This window comes from Massilia eurypsychrophila (genome assembly GCF_002760655.1).
Taxonomy (GTDB): Bacteria; Pseudomonadota; Gammaproteobacteria; order Burkholderiales; family Burkholderiaceae_D; genus JAFCUW01.
On the sequence record NZ_PDOC01000017.1, the window covers coordinates 36,033 to 54,251 of the forward strand.

Below are 18,219 nucleotides of genomic sequence, written 5' to 3' on the forward strand. Positions count from 1 at the left end.
GTTCGGTAAGCGAAAATCCGGCGCCCGGACGGGACACGACAAGGCCGACAAAGGTACAGCCGAAAAAAATCCCGCCGCGGCATACACCGGAGAGCGGGATTTTGATCGTATGGCAGCCACTTTACTTCACCCAGCTGTCCTTCAGCGTGGTGACACGGTTAAACACCGGCTTGCCCGCCACGCTGTCGACCCGGTCGGCGACAAAATAGCCGTGCCGCTCGAACTGGAAGCGCTGGTCCGGTTGCGCCGCGCTCATGCCTGGCTCGAGGTAGGCGGTCACCACTTCCAGCGCGTTCGGATTGAGCGCGGCGAGGAAATCCTTGCCGCCGCCGTCGGGCTGTGGATCGGTAAACAGCCGGTCGTACAGGCGCACTTCGGCTTTCAGTGCCGTCTCGGCGCTGACCCAGTGAATGTTGCCCTTGACCTTGTACGTGTTCGAGCCTTCGGTGCCCGACTTGCTGTCCTCAAAATACTTCACGTGCACGGCGACAACCTTGCCGTCGGCATCCTTGTCGTAGCCGGTACACTCGGTCACATAACCGTGACGCAGACGCACGCGGCTGCCCGGCGCGTCGCCGATCGGCGGGAAGAAGCGGAAGTAACCCTTGCTCGGCACTTCCATGAAGTCGTCCTGCTCGATCCACAAATGCTTGGTGATCGGAAAGGTGCGCACACCCCGCTCCGGGAAATGCGGGTGGACGGGCGAGGTGCACTCGATCGATTCGCCTTCGGGGAAATTATCGATGATCAGCTTGAGCGGGCGCAGTACCGCGGTGGCGCGCGGCGCCTTCGGGTCGAGGTCGTCGCGCAGCGATCCTTCCAGCGTGCTCATGTCGATCCAGCCGTCCGCCTTCGACACGCCGATGCGCTCGCAGAACAGCTGGATCGACTCCGGCGTGTAGCCGCGCCGGCGCAGGCCGACCAACGTCGGCATGCGCGGATCGTCCCAGCCGGAGACGATGCCGTCGTCGACGAGCTGGCGCAACTTGCGCTTGCTCATCACCAGGTAGGTCAGGTTCAGGCGCGAGAACTCATACTGGCGCGGCACCGGCTGCTTGAAGAAACCGCCTTCGGTCAAGGTCGCCAGCAGCCAGTCGTAGAACGGCCGGTGGTCCTGAAACTCGAGCGTGCAGAGCGACTGCGTGATGTTTTCCAGCGCGTCCGAAATCGGGTGCGTGTAGTCGTACATCGGGTAGATGCACCAGGCGTCGCCGGTACGGTGATGATGGGCGTGGCGGATCCGGTAGATCGCCGGGTCGCGCATGTTCATGTTGGGCGAAGCCATCGCGTCTTCGCTGATTTTTGCCCGCAGGATGTGTTCGCCATCCTTGTAATTGCCAGCGCGCATGTCACGGAACAGCGCCAGCGACTCGTCGGCCGGGCGGCTGCGGAACGCCGAGTTGGTGCCGGGCGTGCCGAAGTTGCCGCGGTTTTTCGCCATGTCCTCGGCGCTCTGGCTGTCGACATAGGCGTAGCCGGCGGTAATGAGGTACTCGGCCATCTGGTACAGCTGCTCGAAATAGTCGCTCGCGTAGTACAGGTGGCTGGTGCCGTTCTGCTCCCAGCTGAACCCCAGCCACTTGACCGTGTCGATGATCGTGTCGACGTATTCCTGCTCTTCCTTGGCCGGGTTGGTGTCGTCGAAGCGCAGGTGGCACACGCCGTTGTAGTCGCGCGCCAGGCCAAAATTGACGCAGATCGACTTGGCATGGCCGATGTGCAGGTAACCGTTTGGCTCAGGCGGAAAGCGCGTGATGACAGGCGGCAAGCCGTCGCGGCGATAGTTGCCGGAGGCAATATCGGACTCGACGATGGCGCGCAAAAAGTTCGAGGAGGGCGCGTTCGCCGCCGCCGTATTGTTTTTATCGTTGCTCATTGAAAAGTGCTTTGAAATGATGGGGTTGCAGCATTTTACCGTATGAAGAGGTGAACTTGCGCGGCCGACCGCGTTCTATAGGATAATCTCCCTTTATATGGTTTTGGCTTGGCCGGAGATCTCACGTGGAAAATTTATATGCCGTTCTCGGCGTTGCGCCGAATGCGAGCGACGACGAGATCAAGAAAGTCTATCGTTCGCTGGCAATGCGCTTCCACCCGGACCGCAACGATGCGCCGGCCGCCGAGGTGCGCTTTAAAAGTGTCACCAAGGCGTACGAAATCCTGTCCGATCCTGCCAAGCGCAGCGAATACGACCAGAGCGTCAATCATCGCATCATTCTTGACGCCGAGGCCGAGGCTTTCGAATTATGGCGTTCGCTGTTCCGCCTGAACGGCGTGAATTTGCCTGCCTGAGTTGCCACTGTCAGGCTGCCTGCCGGCGCGCTCAAAGCGCGCGGCCATTACCGAACACTACAGGATTAAAAAATGAGAAAAGTACATCCCGAATTTGCCTATCAGTCACGCGAGCTGGAAGGCCAGATCGAAGGCATCCTGGGCGACCCGCCTAACCGCAAGAATTACCAGATGATGCAAAGCGCGCTGGCCAGCGAATACGCCAGCGGCGGCGGCATCGAAGACGTCAACATGATGAGCTTCGCGCTGGTCGACCACATCACGTTCAGCAATCCGAAGGGGCTGCTGGCCGAAGCTGCCGAATACGAAGGCGGCGATCCGGCGGCCGTGTTCGCCATGGCCAGCTGCGAAGGCGAAGCGGGCAAGATGTACCAGGCGATGACGGAGAACCATCCGGAGCTGGCGCGCCAGGCGATCATCGCCGCGTTCCTGTTCAAGCATCCGCGCAAGTGGGACGACGACGACCAGTCGCTCGAGCAGCTCAGCCGCAACGACGATGGCGACGACGAGCAGGACGAGGACGGCGTCACCGACGACTTCGCCGGCATGTTCGATTCGGAGGACAATCAATGAGTGCCAACAGCAACTTGCCGGCACTGACGCGGCAGGTCAGCGAGCTGGTGCTGGCAGGCTCGCTGGGCCACGCCGAGCAGGCCTTCTCCGATGCTGTCGAAGAGCACGGCGACCTGGCCGTGGTCGAAGTGCTAGCCACCCTGGCGCCGCAAGTGACCGCCTTGCACCTGTCCGGTTTTGACGGCGGCAAGACGTCGCTGGCGACCTTGCTGGTGCCGCCCAAGGCGTGGGCCGACAGCCTGGCGTTTTTCGCCGCAACCTGGTCCGACGACATGATCGAGGACGACCCGGAGCGCGTCGCCGAAAGCCTGTTCTCGCATGTGCACGGCATCGTCTTTTCGACCGATGACCCGGACCGCCGCATGGACTTGCTGGCCGAAGCGTCCGCCAGCGACCATGGCGCCACCGTCTTCGCGATCCTGTTCTCGATGGCGCCGAAGGAAATCCTCGAAGTGGCCGGCGAGATCATCTCGAAGGGGCCGTACATCACCGGCCAGACTTCGTCCGACAGCGATCTGGTGCCGCTGGCGATCGAGCTGGCCAAGGCCAGCGAAGACGGCTGGGACCGTTCGCTGTTCGAGCTGTTCCCCGATTTCCGCCACAGCGCCGACCTGGCCGACGCCGAGTTCTCGGATGACCCGGACGAAGAGCCGAAGTTCATGCAGCGCTCGACCAAGGAATTGCTGTACCGCTTGCGCAAGCAGGTGCCTACGGCGCGCAGCAACGTGCCGAAACGCGGCGCGCGCAAGAGCATCGGCACGGGCATTTTCTCGTGAACGCGGAAGTCCAGACGATGCAGCTGGCTGTTGTCGAAGAAAAACTGCCCCGGCTGGTGCGGGCGATCCGCTGCCTGGAAGGCTGCGGCGAGGATGACGAGGCGGTCATGCTGGCCGACGAACTGGCCGGCATCACCGCGATGGTGGCTGAAAAGTTCACCAACGACCGCACCGCCGAAGGGATCCAGCGCGCCTTTTTCCTGACCGTCGGCGGCGTCTCGCTCGGGCTCGACCATGCGGTGCAGCATGAAAGCGACGACGCCGCGCTCGAGTTTTTGGTCGAGCATGGCGCCGAGCACGCGTTCCAGGCAGGCTTTCGCATGATCCGCGACCTGTCGCAGCTGCCGGAAGATTCGCTTGTCGGCGAGTACGACCTTGACCCGGTGTATGTGCAGCGTCGCCTGAAGGAATTGTTCGTCGACATCTGCAGCGCCGACCCGAGCCAGAACTGGTCCGGGCCCGAGCGCTACGAGCTGCAGTTCAAGCAGCGCAAGGGCGTGCAGGCGATCGTGCGGGCGGCCGGCTGGCTGCGGCGCCATCACTACGCCGGGCCGATCACCGATCCGGATCTGAATGCCGAAGGCGTGATTGCGCTGGCGATCATTTTTGCCGTCGAAGGGGGCGGGCGGATCGTCGCGCGCACCGGGCAGAAAGACTTCGAGCGGCTGGTTGGATCGGTGCGCAAGAACAAGCCCGACTACGAGACCGGCTGGGCCGAACTGATGGCGCAGGTGCCGGCGCAGCACCAGGCCGTGATCGCCGAGCGGATCGACTCGTACCGTGAGCACTGCACCGTGATCCAGAAAATGCGCACGCGCACGGCGATGAAGACGCTGTTTGCCGAGCTGGAAAACTACGCCGGCTCCGAGCTCGACGCCGATTATTCCTGAGCACGGCGTCCGCTCAGGTCGCTAATTTCAAGGCCATCATTGCTGCCACCGGCAGAAATGACGGCTTTTTCTTTTTGTGGCCACGGCAGCTCTTGCTGCACTTTTGCCGCTTTGGGTTTGACGGTGTCGGTGAGCAGCGCCACGAACGCGTCGACCAGCGGCGCGTGCTCGCCGCCGCGGCGCGCCAGCAGCAGCATCGTGGTCGCGTCCGCATCCAGGATCGGCCGATAGCACACGCCATCCATCCGGATCCGGTCGAACGACGCTGGCAGCAACGTCACGCCGCTGCCTGCCGCCACCAGCCCGATGATCGTCGACGCTTCGCCCGCCGTCTGCCCGACCCGCGGCACGAAGCCGGCCGCGCGGCACAGCCGGAAAATCTGCGGATAAATGCCGGTGCCGCCGCCGGGCGGATACATCACGAACGGCAGCTCGGCCAGCTCGCTGATCGCCAGTGCCGGCTTGGCCGCCAGCCGATGCCAGGTCGGCAGCACCACCAGCAGCGGATCCTCGCGCAGCGGCGTCATCACGATGCCGGCCGGCAGCGCCACCTCGGGCGGGCGAACGAAGCCCAAGTCGAGCGTGCGCTGGCCCAGCGCGTCGAGCTGGCGCAATGTCGCCATCTCATGCAAGGTAAGCGTCACGTGCGGAAAGTCCTTGCGGTAGCGGTTGATGACGTCGGCAAACAGTGGCGTCAGCGGCGTCGAGTACGTGAAGCCGATGCGCAATTCGCCCGCTTCGCCGCGTTCGGCCCGCCGCGCCGTCTCGCAGGCCTGGTCGGCCAGCGCCAGGATCTTGCGGGCGTCGGCCAGGAACAGCGTGCCGGCGCCGGTCAGCCGCACCCAGCGCCTGGTGCGCTCGAACAGGCGCGCGCCGACGTCGGCCTCCAGCACCTGGATTGCGTGGCTGAGCGGCGGCTGGCCAATATGCAGGCGCTCGGCGGCGCGGGTGAAGTGCAGCTCTTCGGCTACCGCAATGAAATACCGCAGGTGTCGCAATTCCATGATCGATTTAAAGTATTGCTAACGCCTCAAATATATATTGGACAGTATTAAAGCGCAATCCTATGATGCTTTGCATGATCTCCAGCGCCATCACCGCCGGCAGCCCCGCCTACAAGCGCATCAATCGCGCGATGGTGTTCGGCGGCTTCTCCACCTTCGCCTTGCTGTACTGCGTGCAGCCGCTGATGCCGTTGCTGGCGCTGCAGTTCGCGCTGACGCCGGCGCAGAGCAGCCTGGTGCTGTCGGTGTCGACCGCCGCGCTGGCGTTGTCGCTGCTGGTCAGCAGCGTGCTGTCGGATCGCATCGGCCGCAAGCCGCTGATGGTCGCCGCCATGCTCGGCGCCGCCGTGTGCACGCTGGCGTCGGCGTTCGCCCAGGATTACCTGCAGCTGCTGGTGCTGCGCGCCCTGCTGGGCGCGGCGCTGGGCGGCATGCCGGCCATCGCCATGGCCTACCTGGGCGAAGAGATCGAAGCGCCATCGCTCGGCGCCTCGATGGGGCTGTACATCGGCGGCAGCGCGTTTGGCGGCATGTTCGGCCGCGTCGTGGCGGCCTCGCTCAGCGATGCCTACTCGTGGCGCGTCGCGCTGGCGGTGATCGGCGCGGCCGGTTTGTACGCGGCGTGGGAGTTCCGCCGCAGCCTGCCCGAATCGCGCAATTTTCGCGCCGGCCAGCGCCGCGGCGTCGATGCGCTGCTCGGCGGCGTACGCGCCCATGCGGCCGACGCCGGCCTGCCCTGGCTGTTCGCGCTGGCCTTCCTGCTGATGGGCTGCTTCGTCGGCCTCTACAACTACATCGGCTACCGCCTGCTCGGCGCGCCATTTGGGCTGAGCCAGACCGCGGTCGGCCTGCTGTCGATGCTGTACCTGCTCGGCGTCGTCAGTTCGGCGTGGGCCGGCCGCCTGGCCGACCGCCTCGGCAGGCGCAATGTGCTGTGGGTGTTCATGGCGCTGATGGGCGCTGGCCTCTTGCTCACGCTCGCCAGTTCGCTCGGCGTGATCGTGTTCGGCGTCGGCGTATTCACGTTCGGCTTTTTCGCCGCCCACGCCATCGCCAGCAGCTGGGTAGGCATGCGGGCGCGCGCACCAAAGGCGCTCGCCTCGGCGCTCTACCTGTGCTTCTACTATCTCGGTTCGAGCGTGATCGGCTGGTTCTGCGGCGTCCTGTGGAGCCGTGCCGGCTGGCCCGGCGTGGTCGGCCTGCTGGGCGCGACGCTGTGCGTCGCGTGCGCCATCGCGCTGCGCCTGCGCGGGCTGGCCCCGCTGACGCCGGCCCGGCTGGTGCCCGCCGCCTGAGCGCAACTTTCTCCCCGTCGCAAGGTCTAACTTTCCCGACACACTTGATGGGAGCGTCATCATGTTACAAGCGAACGAGATCAAACAGCGGATCACCCAGATCCAGCAGACCATCGACCAGGCCGAGCAAGCCTGCATGTCGTCGGCCGATACGCCGCCCGAGCTGAGGGAATGCATCCAGAACCTGGCGCGCGAGACGCAGCAGGTTGACCAGGTGCTGCAGTCGAACGACCAGGCCAAAATCGTCGAATGCGTCGACCGCCTTGAAGACATGGGTGACGACGCCAAGCGCATCAGCCGCAGCGAAGCGCACATTTCGCCGCAGGTCGAAACCGCCGTCACCCGCGTGCACGCCGAGCTATCGCAGCTCAAGCACCAGCTGCACTGACCGCTCGTCTACCTGCTACAGCACGCCGCGCGATCGCAGCGCGGCGATGTCGTCGTCGCTGCGGCCCAGCACTTCGCGCAGTACCTCGTCGGTGTGCTGGCCCAGCAGAGGCGGCGGCAGGGCGGCGGCGGCCGGCGTCGCCGACAGCTTCATCGGGCTGCGCACCAGGGTCACCTTGCCGGCGCTCGGATGCGCCATGTCCACCGCGATGCCGCGCGCGCGCACCTGCTCGTTGTCGAACACTTCGCCGATATCGTTGATCGGCCCGCACGGCACGCCGACCGCTTCGAGCGCGGCGATCCATTCGGCGCGGGTGCGCTGCGCCACCATCTGTTCGAGCAGCGGCACCAGCACCGCGCGGTTTTTCACGCGCAGCGGATTGCTGGCAAAGCGCGCGTCGGCGGCCAGCTGCGCGCAGCCGCCGGCTTCGACGAACTTCTGGTACTGGCCGTCGTTACCGGTGGCGACGATGATATGGCCGTCGGAACAGGCAAAGGTCTGGTACGGCACGATGTTCGAGTGGGCGTTGCCCATGCGCTTGGGCGCCTTGCCGCTGGCGTGGTAGTTGCCCGCCATGTTGGCCAGCATCGCCACCTGCACGTCGAGCAGCGCCATGTCGATGTGCTGGCCCACGCCGGTGCGGTCGCGGTGGGTCAGCGCCGCCAGCACCGCCACCGTCGCGTACATGCCGGTCATCAGGTCGGTGATCGCCACGCCGGCCTTTTGCGGGCCGCCGCCGGGCAGGTCGTCGCGCTCGCCGGTGATCGACATGAAGCCGCCCATGCCCTGGATCAGGAAGTCGTAGCCGGCGCGGTGCGCGTACGGGCCGTCCTGGCCGAAGCCGGTCACCGAGCAGTACACCAGGTCCGGCTTGATCGCCTTCAGTGTTTCGTAATCGAGGCCGTAGCGTTTCAGGTGGCCGACCTTGAAGTTCTCCAGCACGACATCGGCGTGGGCTGCGAGCTCGCGCACCAGCGCCTGGCCCTCAAGGCTGGCGATATCGACTGTGACGGAGCGCTTGCCGCGGTTGGCCGACAGGTAGTAGGCCGCCTCGGTGGTATCGATGCCGTCGGCGTCCTTGGCGTACGGCGGGCCCCAGGCGCGCGTGTCGTCGCCGCTGCCCGGCCGCTCGATCTTGATGACGTCGGCGCCGAGGTCGGCCAGGTTCTGCGAGCACCACGGCCCGGCCAGCACGCGCGACAGATCGAGCACGCGGATGTGGCCCAGCGCCTTTGGCATAACGGAGTTGTTCATCGTGCTTCCTGTACATAAGTGGCAGCCAGGCTGCAAAACGCCGGTGTCAGGTCTGACATTAAGACATTCACGCGTGAATGTCTTAATGTCAGACCTGACACCGGAACGTGATTATATCGGTGCGCCCGGCGGTATCGCGGGCAGGGCGCGCAGTTCGACCTTGGCCGGATCGGCCAGCCAGCGCCGGATCAGGTCGGCCGCCTGCTTGCGGCTTTGGCCACTGGCGCCCTTGGCCGGATGCGCGGCCAGCCACTGCGCGAAGTCGGCGCTTTGCTGACGCACTTGCGCGGCCACGCCCGGATGCAGCTCGCTGCTGGCGGCCAGCTTCAGCATGGCGTCGAGCACCACCCAGTTGGCCGCCATCTGCACCGCTTCGCCGGCCGGCACCGATTGGGCCACCGCGGCGCGCTTCCAGCTGCGCGACAGCACCAGGTCGAGCGCTTCCTGCACACCGGGCTGCTTCGGATCGCGCGCATGCTGCCACGCCAGCCGGTTGAAGCGGCTGGCGTCGAACAGGTAGGTGCAGGTCTGGGCGGCGGCCGCTTCAACCGCCGACATGGCGTCGAACACGCTGTTCATGCGGGTGCCGAAGTATTCGCGGTTGCGCTCGAAGCCCATCGCCGGCGGCGTCATCAGGTCAAGCACATTGGCCGGCAGCGCCAGGCTCTCGGCACTGAGGCTGGCGGCGAGGCGCTCGAGCGCCTGGCGCTGCTGCCCGGGCGGCACCGCGCGCACGCCGCCGCGCGTGGCGCCGGAGCGCACGTCGGCGCTGGTGCTGTATTCGAATTCGCCGCCGCCAACCAGGCGCGCCACCGCTTCGAGCTGGTATCGGTGCAGCAGGTACAGCGGCACCAGGCGCGCTTCCAGTTCGCCGGCCTGGCGACCGTCGGGCAGCACGTCGATCGAGAAGCCGGTCAGCGCGCGCTGGCGCACCGCCATCAGCTTGTCGTAGGTCTGGATCGAATTGCCGCCGAAATCCCACAGCAGGCCGTTCGGATGGCTGGAGCCGGCCGCGCGCGAGTCGCCGTCGCTGACGTACTCGAAGCCCTTCGCGCGCGCCTGCTGGCGCAGCTGCGCCAGCGCCCCCGCCTCGTCTTTCGGCTCGAACTGGGCGTAGGCGTGGCGCACGATGTAATCGTCCCATGCGCCGACGCCAACGCCGTACGCGTTGCCGATGTCGATCGCGCCGGCGGCCGTCATGGCTACCATCGGGTGCGGATAATCCATCACCGAGCCGGTGCCGTTGCGGCTGGCGGCGAAGTTGTGGGCAAAGCCGAGCGTGTGGCCCACTTCATGCGCGGCCAGCTGGCGCAGTCGCGCAAGCGCCATCTGCTCGGCCAGCTTCTCCTTGCTGGCCCCGTTCTTGCCGAATGGCGCCAGCAGCGACTCGGCGATCAGGATGTCCTGCCGCACCCGTTGCGAGCCAAGCGTGACGACGCCCTTGATGATTTCGCCGCTGCGCGGATCGAGCGTCGTCATGCCGTACGACCAGCCGCGCGTGGCCCGGTGCACCCACTGGATCACGTTGTAGCGTGCGTCCATCGGATCGACGCCGGCCGGCAGCAGCTCGACCCGGTAAGCATCCTTGAAGCCGGCCTTCTCGAACGCGCTGGCCCACCAGCCGGCGCCTTCGAGCAGCGCACTGCGCACCGGCTCCGGCGCGCCGCGGTCGACGTAGAACACGATCGGCTTTTTCACCGTGCTCGAAGCGGCGAGCGGATCGGTTTTCTCGAGCCGGAAGCGGGCCTGCCAACGCACGTCGATGCTGGCGCCGATCGGCGTGCCGAAGTCCGTGTAGCCGGTATCGAAGCCGCCGGAATACGGATCGTAGGCGCGCCGCTGGAAGGCGCCGTCGGGCAGCCTGACCAGGCTCACGTGCTGGCGCATGGTCAGGCTGGCCGGGTCGGCGGCGACCTGGCGCACGAATTCGGCGGTGCCCGGCCCCTCGAACGTCAGCATCGCTTCCAGTTCGGTATTGTCGGGGAAGCTCTTGGCCTGTTCGGCCAGCACCGCGCTGCGCTTGTCGTCGACCTTGTAGCTGCCTTGCTTGGCCTGGCTCAGGCGAGCGCCAATGCCGTGCCGATCGGCCTGCAGGAAGCTGGAAAAATCGACCAGGTGCCGGCCGCCGTCGCTGGCGAGGATGTCGCCCGACCACAGCACGGCGCCGGCGAATGCTTCGACCGCGCTGGCGCGCTCGTCGGCATCGGGCGAGCTGGCGACAAAGCGCGTGTTCTCCTGCACCAGCAGCAGCCGGGCGCCGCGCTTTTCGAAGCGCACGATGCGCGGCTCGCCTTGCAGGCCGCGGTCAAGGCCAACGTCGTTCGACCCCAGGCCGTACGGCAGCGACACCAGCAGCAGGAACGGCGTGTCGAGATTGGCAACCGACAGCAGCACGCGGCCGTTCTCGGTGTCGCGCCAGACGTCGATGAAACCCGGCTGTGCCACCAGTGAGCGGGTCAGTTCGCCCATCGTTTTCGGCGCCTCGGCGAAAGCGGTCCCGAAGGTGCCGGCGCAAAGCGCGGCAACGAGCAGCAGGCGAGGTGTCATTGAACTTTCCGGGTAGTGGCGGCGGCGCCGCGCGAGATGGTCTGGATGCTGCGCGAGGAAGGCGCCAGCGCGGCGTCGATGATGGCCAGCGCCAGTTGCGGCTGGGCGTCGCCGCACATGAAGATGTCGGCCGCGGCGAAACCGTATTCGGGCCAGGTGTGGATCGAGATGTGCGACTCGGCCAGCAGCAGCACGCCAGTCACGCCCTGCCGCGGGCCGAAGCTGTGAAAGTGGCCGTGCAAGATGGTGGCGCCGGCCGCCAGCGCGGCCTGGCGCAATAGGGCGTCGATGGTTTCGCAGGACAGCAGCAGGCCGGCCGCGATGCCATGGAAATCGGCGAGCAGGTGGATGCCGGCGGGGCGATGGGCCGATACGCTCACTTGTGGCCGCCGCCGCTGTAGCCGCCACCGCCGGTGTAGCCGCCCGAGTTCGACGTCCAGCTGCTGCCGCCGCGCGTGCCGGTGGCCGAGCCGAACATTTTCGTCCAGCTGGTCGCGGTCGTGATGAGCGTGACGAAGATGGCGTAGATGAAGTACTTGTTGTTCATTGCTTGCCCTTGTCGGCGGGTGCGAACAGCTTCGCCGGCAGATAGATCGCCAGTAGCGCGAGCACGACATAAAAGATGGTGCCGGAAAAATTGAAGACCAGCGGTATGGCATTCAGGCCGAGGATCCACCACAAGAACTTCTGCGCGATGCTGGCGGGAGCGGCGGCCTTCGCCGGCGCGGCGCCCTGAAAGTCGCTGAGGAACCAGGTCTTGACCTGGTCGAACGCGACCGGCGTCGAGCGCGACCAGGTCAGCTCATGGTCGGTCAGTTCGGCCGCCAGCGTGGTCTGGCCATGCTCGAATTCGAGCACGGTCACTTCGTCGCCCACCGCGACGCGCCAGTTGAACGCGCCGGCGGCGAACCTCACCGTCGCCAGGTAGTCGTAGGTTTTGTCGTAGGTGACGTGGTCCAGCTCCACGTGCTCAGAGCCGGTCGACTCCCAGCTCGGCCAGGTACTCATCACGTCGGCGCGCGACCAGCCGTCGTCGGTTTCCACCAGCCAGAAAAACGCCGATTTTGTGTTGTAGAGCAGGTACTCGGTCCACTCGGTGCCTTCGTCGTCCATGCGCACCATCACGCCGATGACCTGGTGGTCGATGCCGTTGATTTTCGCGCTGGCGCCCAGCGGAATGGTGGTGCGCACGCGCGAGACGGCCTCGCCCTTGGCGAGGATCTGCGCCTGCGGTCCGGCCGCATCCAGCTGCGCCGCGCACGCCGGGCACACCAGCGCGGTCGTCACGCCGGGCAGGTACTTGATGGCGCTGCCGCAGGATGGGCAGTCGAGCGCATCGAGCTTGCCGCGGTATTTGCCGGCGCTGGCCTTGATCTGTTCTTCGTCGCGCAGCAGCTGGCACCGCATCTCTTCGAGCGTGACCGACGCGCCGTGGTACAGCGCCGGCGTGTCGCCATCGGAGTAGTCGAGCGTGACGAAGGATGCGCCGGCGCGAAAGTCCGCTACCCGCGCCTGCCAGCCTTCCCCGACCTTGAACGGCAGTTCGCCGGCGCCGCCGACGCATTCGGCCACGCGCTTTTCCGACGCGGTGTAGCGCTGGCCGGCGATGGGATACAGCCTGCCGGGCACGATCATGTCGAATGCGGGCAAGTCGCCATCGACCTTCGCTTCGGTCGTGATGGTGTACAGGCCGGACGAGTCGCCCAGCCAGCCGGTGCCGGCGTCGTCGAACAACAGGAACCACTCGTTCCACATGCCGGCCGAATAGCGCAGCTGGATGCGCCCGACCACGGTGAAATTGCGCCCGCCGGCCACGCCGGCGGTGCCGATCTGGATCGGCGTGAAGTCTTCCAGCACCGACGACATCTTGCCGAGGTTCTTGACGGCGTCGGCATCCTTCATTACCGTCGCGCGGCAAAATTCGCACACCGCCACCACGGAGGCGTGCGAACGGAACGTGACTTCGGCGCCGCAACTCGGACAGGAAACGATCTGCATGTACTGCCGCTTAGCCGATCAGCTTCTTGAGCAGTTCGGCCTTGGTGCTGTCGTAGTCGGCGGCCGAAATCAGGCCCTTGTCGAGCAGTCCCTTGAGTTTTTGCAGCCGGCCTTCGACCGAATCATCGGCCGCGGCGGCAGGCGCCGGCGCCAGCGCGGCGGTCTGCGCAAACGCGCCGCTCATGCCCTGCGCCATCGCCTGGCCTACCGCCACCCCGGCGCCAAGGCCGGCGCCGATGCCGGCCAGGCCGCCTTCATTTTGCGCCGCCAGCGGAATGCTGGAGGCTACCTGGAACTGGGTGAAGCCGCCCATCTTGTCGGCCGACAGGCTGCCCTTCATGCCGGCGCCGATGCGCTCGTCGAGCGCTGCCTGCAGTTCTTCCGGCAGGCTGACCGAGGCGACGTTGAATTCGTCGAGTCCGACGCCGTAGCGCGCGAAGGCGGTGGCCAGGTCGCCCTTGACCTGCTGCGCCATCAGCGCCTGGTTGGCCGCCATGTCGAGGAAGGCCACGTTCGAGCCGCCCAGCGAGGTGGCCATCGTGGCGAGCATGATGCCGCGCAGCTGGTCTTCGACGTCGTCGCGGGTGTAGACCTCGCGCGTGCCGCTGATCTCGGTGAAGAACTTGCGCGCGTCGGCCACGCGGTAAGAGTACATGCCGAAGGCGCGCACGCGGATCATGTCGAAGTCCTTGTCGCGGATCGTGATCGGCTGCGGCGTGCCCCACTTGCGGCCGGTCTGCACGCGCGTGCTGAAGTAGTAGACGTCCGACTTGAATGGCGAATCGAAGAACTTGTCCCAGTTGCGCAGGTTCGTCAGCACCGGCAAGGTCTGGGTGGTGAGCTTGTGGGTGCCGGGCCCGAACACGTCGGCGATGGTGCCCTCGTTGACGAACACGGCGACCTGCGACTCGCGCACGTTGAGGATCGCGCCATTCTGGATCTCGAAGTCCTGCATCGGGAAGCGCCAGGCCAGTACGCCTTCGGTCTCCTCGTTCCACTGCAGGACGTCGATAAACTGCTTCTTGATGAATGAGCCAAGTGACATGATGGGCCTTTCGTTGAATGCGGGTTGATCAGGAAATGCAGCCGGCGTTGATGACGCCGATCGACAGCGCGATGGCGCCAAGCAGGCCGCCGAACGCCTTGTTGTTCGCTTCGATCTGGTCCTTCGACATGTTCAGCAATCGCGTGGCGACGGCAAACACCAACACCTGCACCAGCATGCCGCCGGCGCCCCAGACGAGGAACTGGTAGTAGTCGGGCGTGTGCCACAGCGCCGACGCCAGCGTGATCGAAAAGCCGAGCAGGGTGCCGCCGAGCGAGAACGCGGCGGCCTGGTTGCCGGCGCGGATCAAGGTCACTTCGTCGTACGGCGTGATGCGCGTGTAGATGACAAAAAATACCAAAACCATGGCGACCGCCGTCAAAAGGTGCAGCAGATAGGCTAGGATGGCGGGCATGTGGTTTCCCCTATTAAATATAGTCAGAATGACAGGACAGCACGATCTTAGATCAAAAGCTGATTTATGACCAAACGAATTCTTATCCTCTCCGTCTTTGTGGTCGCCTCGTGCGGCCTGGCGTATGAGCTGATCGCCGGCGCCTTGTCGAGTTACCTGCTGGGCGACTCGATCCTGCAGTTCTCCACCATCATCGGCTGCTACCTGTTCGCGATGGGCGTTGGCGCCCACTTCTCGAAATATGTACGTGACGAGGACGTGCTGTCGCGGTTCATCGACATCGAGCTGGCGGTGGGCCTGATCGGCGGCGTGTCGGCGGCGCTGCTGTTCATGACGTTCTCGTGGATGGCTGGCCCGTTTCGCACGCTGCTATATGTATTGGTGTTCATGGTCGGCTGCCTGGTCGGCATGGAAGTGCCGCTGGTGATGCGCGCGCTGAACGCGCGCCAGATCGAGTTCAATGAACTGGTCAGCCGTGTGCTGACGTTCGACTACCTCGGCGCGCTGGCCGTGTCGCTGCTGTTCCCGCTGGTGCTGGCCCCCCACCTCGGCCTGGTGCGCACCGCCTTCTTGTTCGGCATGCTCAACGTGGCGGTCGGCTTCTGGACGCTGCACGCCTTTCGCCACGAGCTGGCCAACCTGCACGGTAAAGTAGTGCGCGCCTCGAGCGTGATGGTGGTGCTGGTGTTCGGCTTTGCGCTGTCGGACCGGATGGTGGAGTGGGGCGAGCAGGCGCTGGTCGGCGACAAGGTCGTGTATTCGACCACGACGCCTTATCAGCGGCTGCTGATCACACGCTGGAAGGACGACCTGCGGCTCTACATCAACGGCAACCTGCAGTTCTCCTCGCGTGACGAATACCGCTACCACGAAGCGCTGGTGCATCCAGCGCTGCAGTCCTTGCCGTGGGCGCGCAGCGTGCTGGTGCTGGGCGGCGGCGACGGCCTGGCGCTGCGCGAGATCCTGCGCTACCCGAACATCAAGCACGTCACCGTGGTCGACCTCGACCCGGCGATGACGGCGGCGTTTACCAGCCGTCCCGAGCTGGTCAAGTTGAACGCGAAGGCGTTTTCCGATCCGCGTGTCACGGTCGTCAATGCCGACGCCGCGGTGTGGCTCAAGGACAGCGGCGCCATGTTCGACGCCGCCATCATCGACTTTCCGGACCCGTCCAGCTTCGCGCTCGGCAAACTGTACTCGGTGCCGTTCTACAGCATGGTGAAAAAGCACGTGGCGGCCAACGGCCTGGTCGTGGTGCAATCGACGTCGCCGTTCTTTGCGCCGCACGCCTACTGGACCATCGAGGCCACCTTGCGCGACGTCGGCATGCGCACCTATCCGTATCACGCCTACGTGCCGTCGTTCGGCGAATGGGGCTTCGTGCTGGCGTCGCCGCAGCAGCAGTTCGTGCCGCCGACCAGCTACCGGCTGCCGATGCGCTTCCTGAATGCCGACACCACGCGCGAGATGTTCCTCTTCCCGCCCGACATGAAGCGCATCGAGATGGCGCCGAACCGCCTCAACACGCAGTCGCTGGTGCGCGAGTTCGAGCAGGACTGGGGCCAGGTGATCCGCTGATGGACCGCCGCTCGTTCCTCGCCGCGGCCGGCGGCACCGGCCTGTCGGCGCTGGCCGGCGCCGCCGTGTTCCAGCAATGGCAGGAGGTGACGCCGCGGGTGCACTATCCGGGCCGCGCCGAAGGCCACTATCTGCGCGAGCGCGGCGCGCTGCCGGCGCCGTCGAACGTCATCGACACCGACGTCGTCATCCTCGGCTCCGGCATCGCCGGCCTGGCCGCGGCGTGGCAGCTGAACCGCGACGGCCACCGCGGCGCCTTGATGATCGACGGCCCGCAGCCGTTCGGCAATGCGGCCGGCGGCCACTTCGGCGAGCTGGCCTATCCGACCGGCGGCCACTACCTGCCGCTGCCGTCGCCCGAGTCGCGCCACGTGCGCGAGATACTGTTCGACCTTGGCATCATCGTGCGCGACCCGTACGCCGACAAGCCGCACTACGACGAGCGCTACGTGCTGCATGGGCCGGAGGAGCGCCTGCTGTTCAACGGCGCCTGGCAGGACGGCTTCATTCCGACCGAAGGCGTGGGCGAAGCCGAACTGGCCGAGCACCGCCGCTTTTTTGCCGAAGTCGAGCGCCTGCGCGCGCTGCGCGGCAGCGACGGGCGTCGCATCTTCGTGTTCCCGACCACCGAGTCGTCGCTCGATCCTGCCTTCGACGCGCTCGATGGCATCACGCTCAAGCAGTGGCTCGACGAGAACGGCTACACCTCGCCGACCCTGCACTGGTACCTGAACTACTGCTGCCGCGACGACTATGGCACCCGCTACGACAAGGTGTCGGCGTGGGCCGGCCTGCACTACTACTGCAGCCGCTGGGGCCAGGCGGCCAACGCCGGCGACGGCGCCTGGCTGACGTGGCCGGGCGGGATGGCGCCGGTGGCCGAGGCGCTGGCGGCCAAATCGGGCATCCGCCGCCAGGCCGGCACCGCGGTGTCGCTCAAGCGGCGCGGTGCCGGCGTCGAGGCGCTGTGCTTCACGCTCGAGAACGGCGTCGCGCGCAGCTACGTGGTGCGGGCGCGCAAGGCGATCTGCGCGATGCCGCTGTACGTGGCCGCGCGCGTGGTCGAATCGATCCGCGAGTACGGTTTCGATCCGAAGCTGCACACGCCGAGCTACGCGCCGTGGATGGTGGCGAACTTCCTGATGAAGGATTTTCCGGCCGAGCTGCCGGATGCGCCGCTGGCGTGGGACAACGTGGTGTACCAGGAGCCGGGGCTGGGGTATGTGGTGTCGACGCACCAGGACATTCGCGTGCGCCCGCCGGAAAAAACCGTGTTCAGCGCCTACGTCGCGCTGTCGGACCGCACGCCCGATGAAGCGCGCAAGTGGATGATGAAAGCGAGCGCTGACGACCTGGTGGCGCTGGCCAGCGCCGACCTGAAGGCGGCCTACGGCTGGAAGTTTGCGCCCTGTGTCGAGCGCGTCGACATCACCTTGCGCGGCCACGCGATGGCGGTGCCGCTGCCCGGCTTTCGTGCCAACGCCGGCCTGAAGGCACTGCGCGACGCTGACGGGCCGGTGGTGTTCGCGCACGCCGACCTGTCCGGCTTCTCGGTATTCGAGGAAGCCGCCTGGTGGGGTTGCCGCGCGGCGAAAAAAGTCATCGCTTAAGTCAACAACATCCCAGCGGGGTCAGTGCCGGCAAACGCACACAAGCTCAGCCGCTGTTATTTTTTTTTACCGTCGAGCTCGTGTATGTATGCCGGCACTGACCCCGGGGGTAAATAACAACATCCCAGCGGGGTCAGTGCAGGCAATCGCACACAAGCTCGGCGGCCGATAGCACTTCCTTGATATCGCCACGGCCGTCACCACCGACGCCGCCGGCAGCGCGGCCTTCATCGCCGGCTACACGCTCGGCGTCATGCCGGGCCAGCAGTCGTACGGGGCGCAGGATATTTTTGCGGCCCGCTACAACGGCGGCGGTTCGCTTGCCTGGGTGCGCCAGTTCGGCGCCGGGATCCCGGCCCTTTGGTAAGCGCAACGATGCCGGCCGCGGCATCGCGCTCGACCGCAAGGGCGATTTGATCGTCGTCGGTGAAGTGCACGGCACCTTCGGCGCGCCGAACCCGAGCACCGATCGTACGTACCGACTGGTTCCTCATGAAACTGAGGCCTGCGGACGGCAGTCCTTACTGAGATGGCGCCGCTGCTGGCGCGGGCGG

The 18,219-nt window shown here is 65.9% G+C and carries 18 protein-coding genes; 8 read left to right on the top strand and 10 right to left on the bottom strand.

Annotated features, from left to right (window positions below):
- Positions 1-121 precede the first annotated feature (121 nt).
- Entirely contained in the window at positions 122-1,876 is a 1,755-nt protein-coding gene (locus tag CR105_RS20950) for a glutamine--tRNA ligase/YqeY domain fusion protein (protein WP_099791814.1), read from the bottom strand.
- Between the two features lie 125 nt (positions 1,877-2,001).
- Between CR105_RS20950 and CR105_RS20955 the strand changes: the two genes are divergently transcribed.
- From CR105_RS20955 to CR105_RS20970, 4 genes are all read left to right on the top strand, one after another.
- Positions 2,002-2,292 (top strand): DnaJ domain-containing protein, encoded by a 291-nt coding sequence (locus tag CR105_RS20955; RefSeq protein ID WP_099791816.1) that lies wholly within the window; start codon positions 2,002-2,004, stop codon positions 2,290-2,292.
- Positions 2,293-2,364: 72 nt separating this feature from the next.
- Positions 2,365-2,865 carry a hypothetical protein gene (locus CR105_RS20960; protein ID WP_099791818.1) on the top strand — a complete coding sequence of 167 codons (501 nt, stop codon included), beginning with the start codon at positions 2,365-2,367 and terminating at the stop codon, positions 2,863-2,865.
- The gene (locus CR105_RS20965; protein ID WP_099791820.1) at positions 2,862-3,641 is read left to right on the top strand and encodes a hypothetical protein; all 780 of its coding nucleotides are present in this window, start codon (positions 2,862-2,864) and stop codon (positions 3,639-3,641) included. The genes CR105_RS20960 and CR105_RS20965 overlap by 4 nt, the downstream gene beginning before the upstream one ends.
- 17 nt (positions 3,642-3,658) lie before the next feature.
- Positions 3,659-4,531 carry a hypothetical protein gene (locus CR105_RS20970; protein ID WP_099791966.1) on the top strand — a complete coding sequence of 291 codons (873 nt, stop codon included), beginning with the start codon at positions 3,659-3,661 and terminating at the stop codon, positions 4,529-4,531.
- Here CR105_RS20970 and CR105_RS20975 read toward each other — a convergent pair.
- Positions 4,522-5,535, bottom strand: a complete 1,014-nt coding sequence (locus CR105_RS20975; RefSeq protein ID WP_099791822.1) for a LysR family transcriptional regulator — start codon at positions 5,533-5,535, stop codon at positions 4,522-4,524. The genes CR105_RS20970 and CR105_RS20975 overlap by 10 nt on opposite strands.
- 74 nt (positions 5,536-5,609) lie before the next feature.
- Here CR105_RS20975 and CR105_RS20980 point away from each other — a divergent pair, with 74 nt between their 5' ends.
- Together CR105_RS20980 and CR105_RS20985 are read left to right on the top strand one after the other, a co-directional pair.
- Positions 5,610-6,830 carry an MFS transporter gene (locus CR105_RS20980; RefSeq protein ID WP_229414049.1) on the top strand — a complete coding sequence of 407 codons (1,221 nt, stop codon included), beginning with the start codon at positions 5,610-5,612 and terminating at the stop codon, positions 6,828-6,830.
- Positions 6,831-6,891: 61 nt separating this feature from the next.
- Positions 6,892-7,218: a hypothetical protein gene (locus tag CR105_RS20985; RefSeq protein ID WP_099791826.1), complete on the top strand. Its 327-nt coding sequence runs from the start codon at positions 6,892-6,894 to the stop codon at positions 7,216-7,218.
- A 15-nt stretch (positions 7,219-7,233) separates the two neighbouring features.
- Here CR105_RS20985 and CR105_RS20990 read toward each other — a convergent pair whose 3' ends face one another.
- The 7 genes from CR105_RS20990 to CR105_RS21015 all read right to left on the bottom strand — a co-directional run bounded on the left by CR105_RS20990 (position 7,234) and on the right by CR105_RS21015 (position 14,477).
- Positions 7,234-8,472: a CaiB/BaiF CoA transferase family protein gene (locus tag CR105_RS20990; RefSeq protein ID WP_099791828.1), complete on the bottom strand. Its 1,239-nt coding sequence runs from the start codon at positions 8,470-8,472 to the stop codon at positions 7,234-7,236.
- A gap of 111 nt (positions 8,473-8,583) precedes the next feature.
- Positions 8,584-11,019: a zinc-dependent metalloprotease gene (locus CR105_RS20995; RefSeq protein ID WP_099791830.1), complete on the bottom strand. Its 2,436-nt coding sequence runs from the start codon at positions 11,017-11,019 to the stop codon at positions 8,584-8,586.
- On the bottom strand, positions 11,016-11,399 hold the full coding sequence (gene speD, locus CR105_RS29045) for an adenosylmethionine decarboxylase (RefSeq protein WP_229414050.1): 384 nt from the start codon (positions 11,397-11,399) through the stop codon (positions 11,016-11,018). The genes CR105_RS20995 and speD overlap by 4 nt, the downstream gene beginning before the upstream one ends.
- Positions 11,396-11,566 carry a hypothetical protein gene (locus CR105_RS29050; protein ID WP_229414051.1) on the bottom strand — a complete coding sequence of 57 codons (171 nt, stop codon included), beginning with the start codon at positions 11,564-11,566 and terminating at the stop codon, positions 11,396-11,398. The genes speD and CR105_RS29050 overlap by 4 nt, the downstream gene beginning before the upstream one ends.
- The gene (locus CR105_RS21005; protein WP_099791834.1) at positions 11,563-13,017 is read right to left on the bottom strand and encodes a DUF4178 domain-containing protein; all 1,455 of its coding nucleotides are present in this window, start codon (positions 13,015-13,017) and stop codon (positions 11,563-11,565) included. The genes CR105_RS29050 and CR105_RS21005 overlap by 4 nt, the downstream gene beginning before the upstream one ends.
- 10 nt (positions 13,018-13,027) lie before the next feature.
- Positions 13,028-14,062, bottom strand: coding sequence for an SPFH domain-containing protein (locus tag CR105_RS21010; protein WP_099791836.1), 1,035 nt, complete (start codon positions 14,060-14,062; stop codon positions 13,028-13,030).
- A gap of 28 nt (positions 14,063-14,090) precedes the next feature.
- Positions 14,091-14,477 (bottom strand): DUF350 domain-containing protein, encoded by a 387-nt coding sequence (locus CR105_RS21015; protein WP_099791838.1) that lies wholly within the window; start codon positions 14,475-14,477, stop codon positions 14,091-14,093.
- Between the two features lie 66 nt (positions 14,478-14,543).
- Here CR105_RS21015 and CR105_RS21020 point away from each other — a divergent pair, with 66 nt between their 5' ends.
- Both CR105_RS21020 and CR105_RS21025 read left to right on the top strand, forming a co-directional pair.
- Positions 14,544-16,055, top strand: coding sequence for a polyamine aminopropyltransferase (locus tag CR105_RS21020; RefSeq protein WP_099791840.1), 1,512 nt, complete (start codon positions 14,544-14,546; stop codon positions 16,053-16,055).
- Positions 16,055-17,665 (top strand): NAD(P)-binding protein, encoded by a 1,611-nt coding sequence (locus CR105_RS21025; RefSeq protein WP_099791842.1) that lies wholly within the window; start codon positions 16,055-16,057, stop codon positions 17,663-17,665. Before CR105_RS21020 ends, CR105_RS21025 begins: the two co-directional genes overlap by 1 nt.
- 133 nt (positions 17,666-17,798) lie before the next feature.
- Here CR105_RS21025 and CR105_RS27925 read toward each other — a convergent pair whose 3' ends face one another.
- Positions 17,799-18,131, bottom strand: coding sequence for a hypothetical protein (locus CR105_RS27925; protein WP_131021773.1), 333 nt, complete (start codon positions 18,129-18,131; stop codon positions 17,799-17,801).
- Positions 18,132-18,219: the final 88 nt, after the last annotated feature.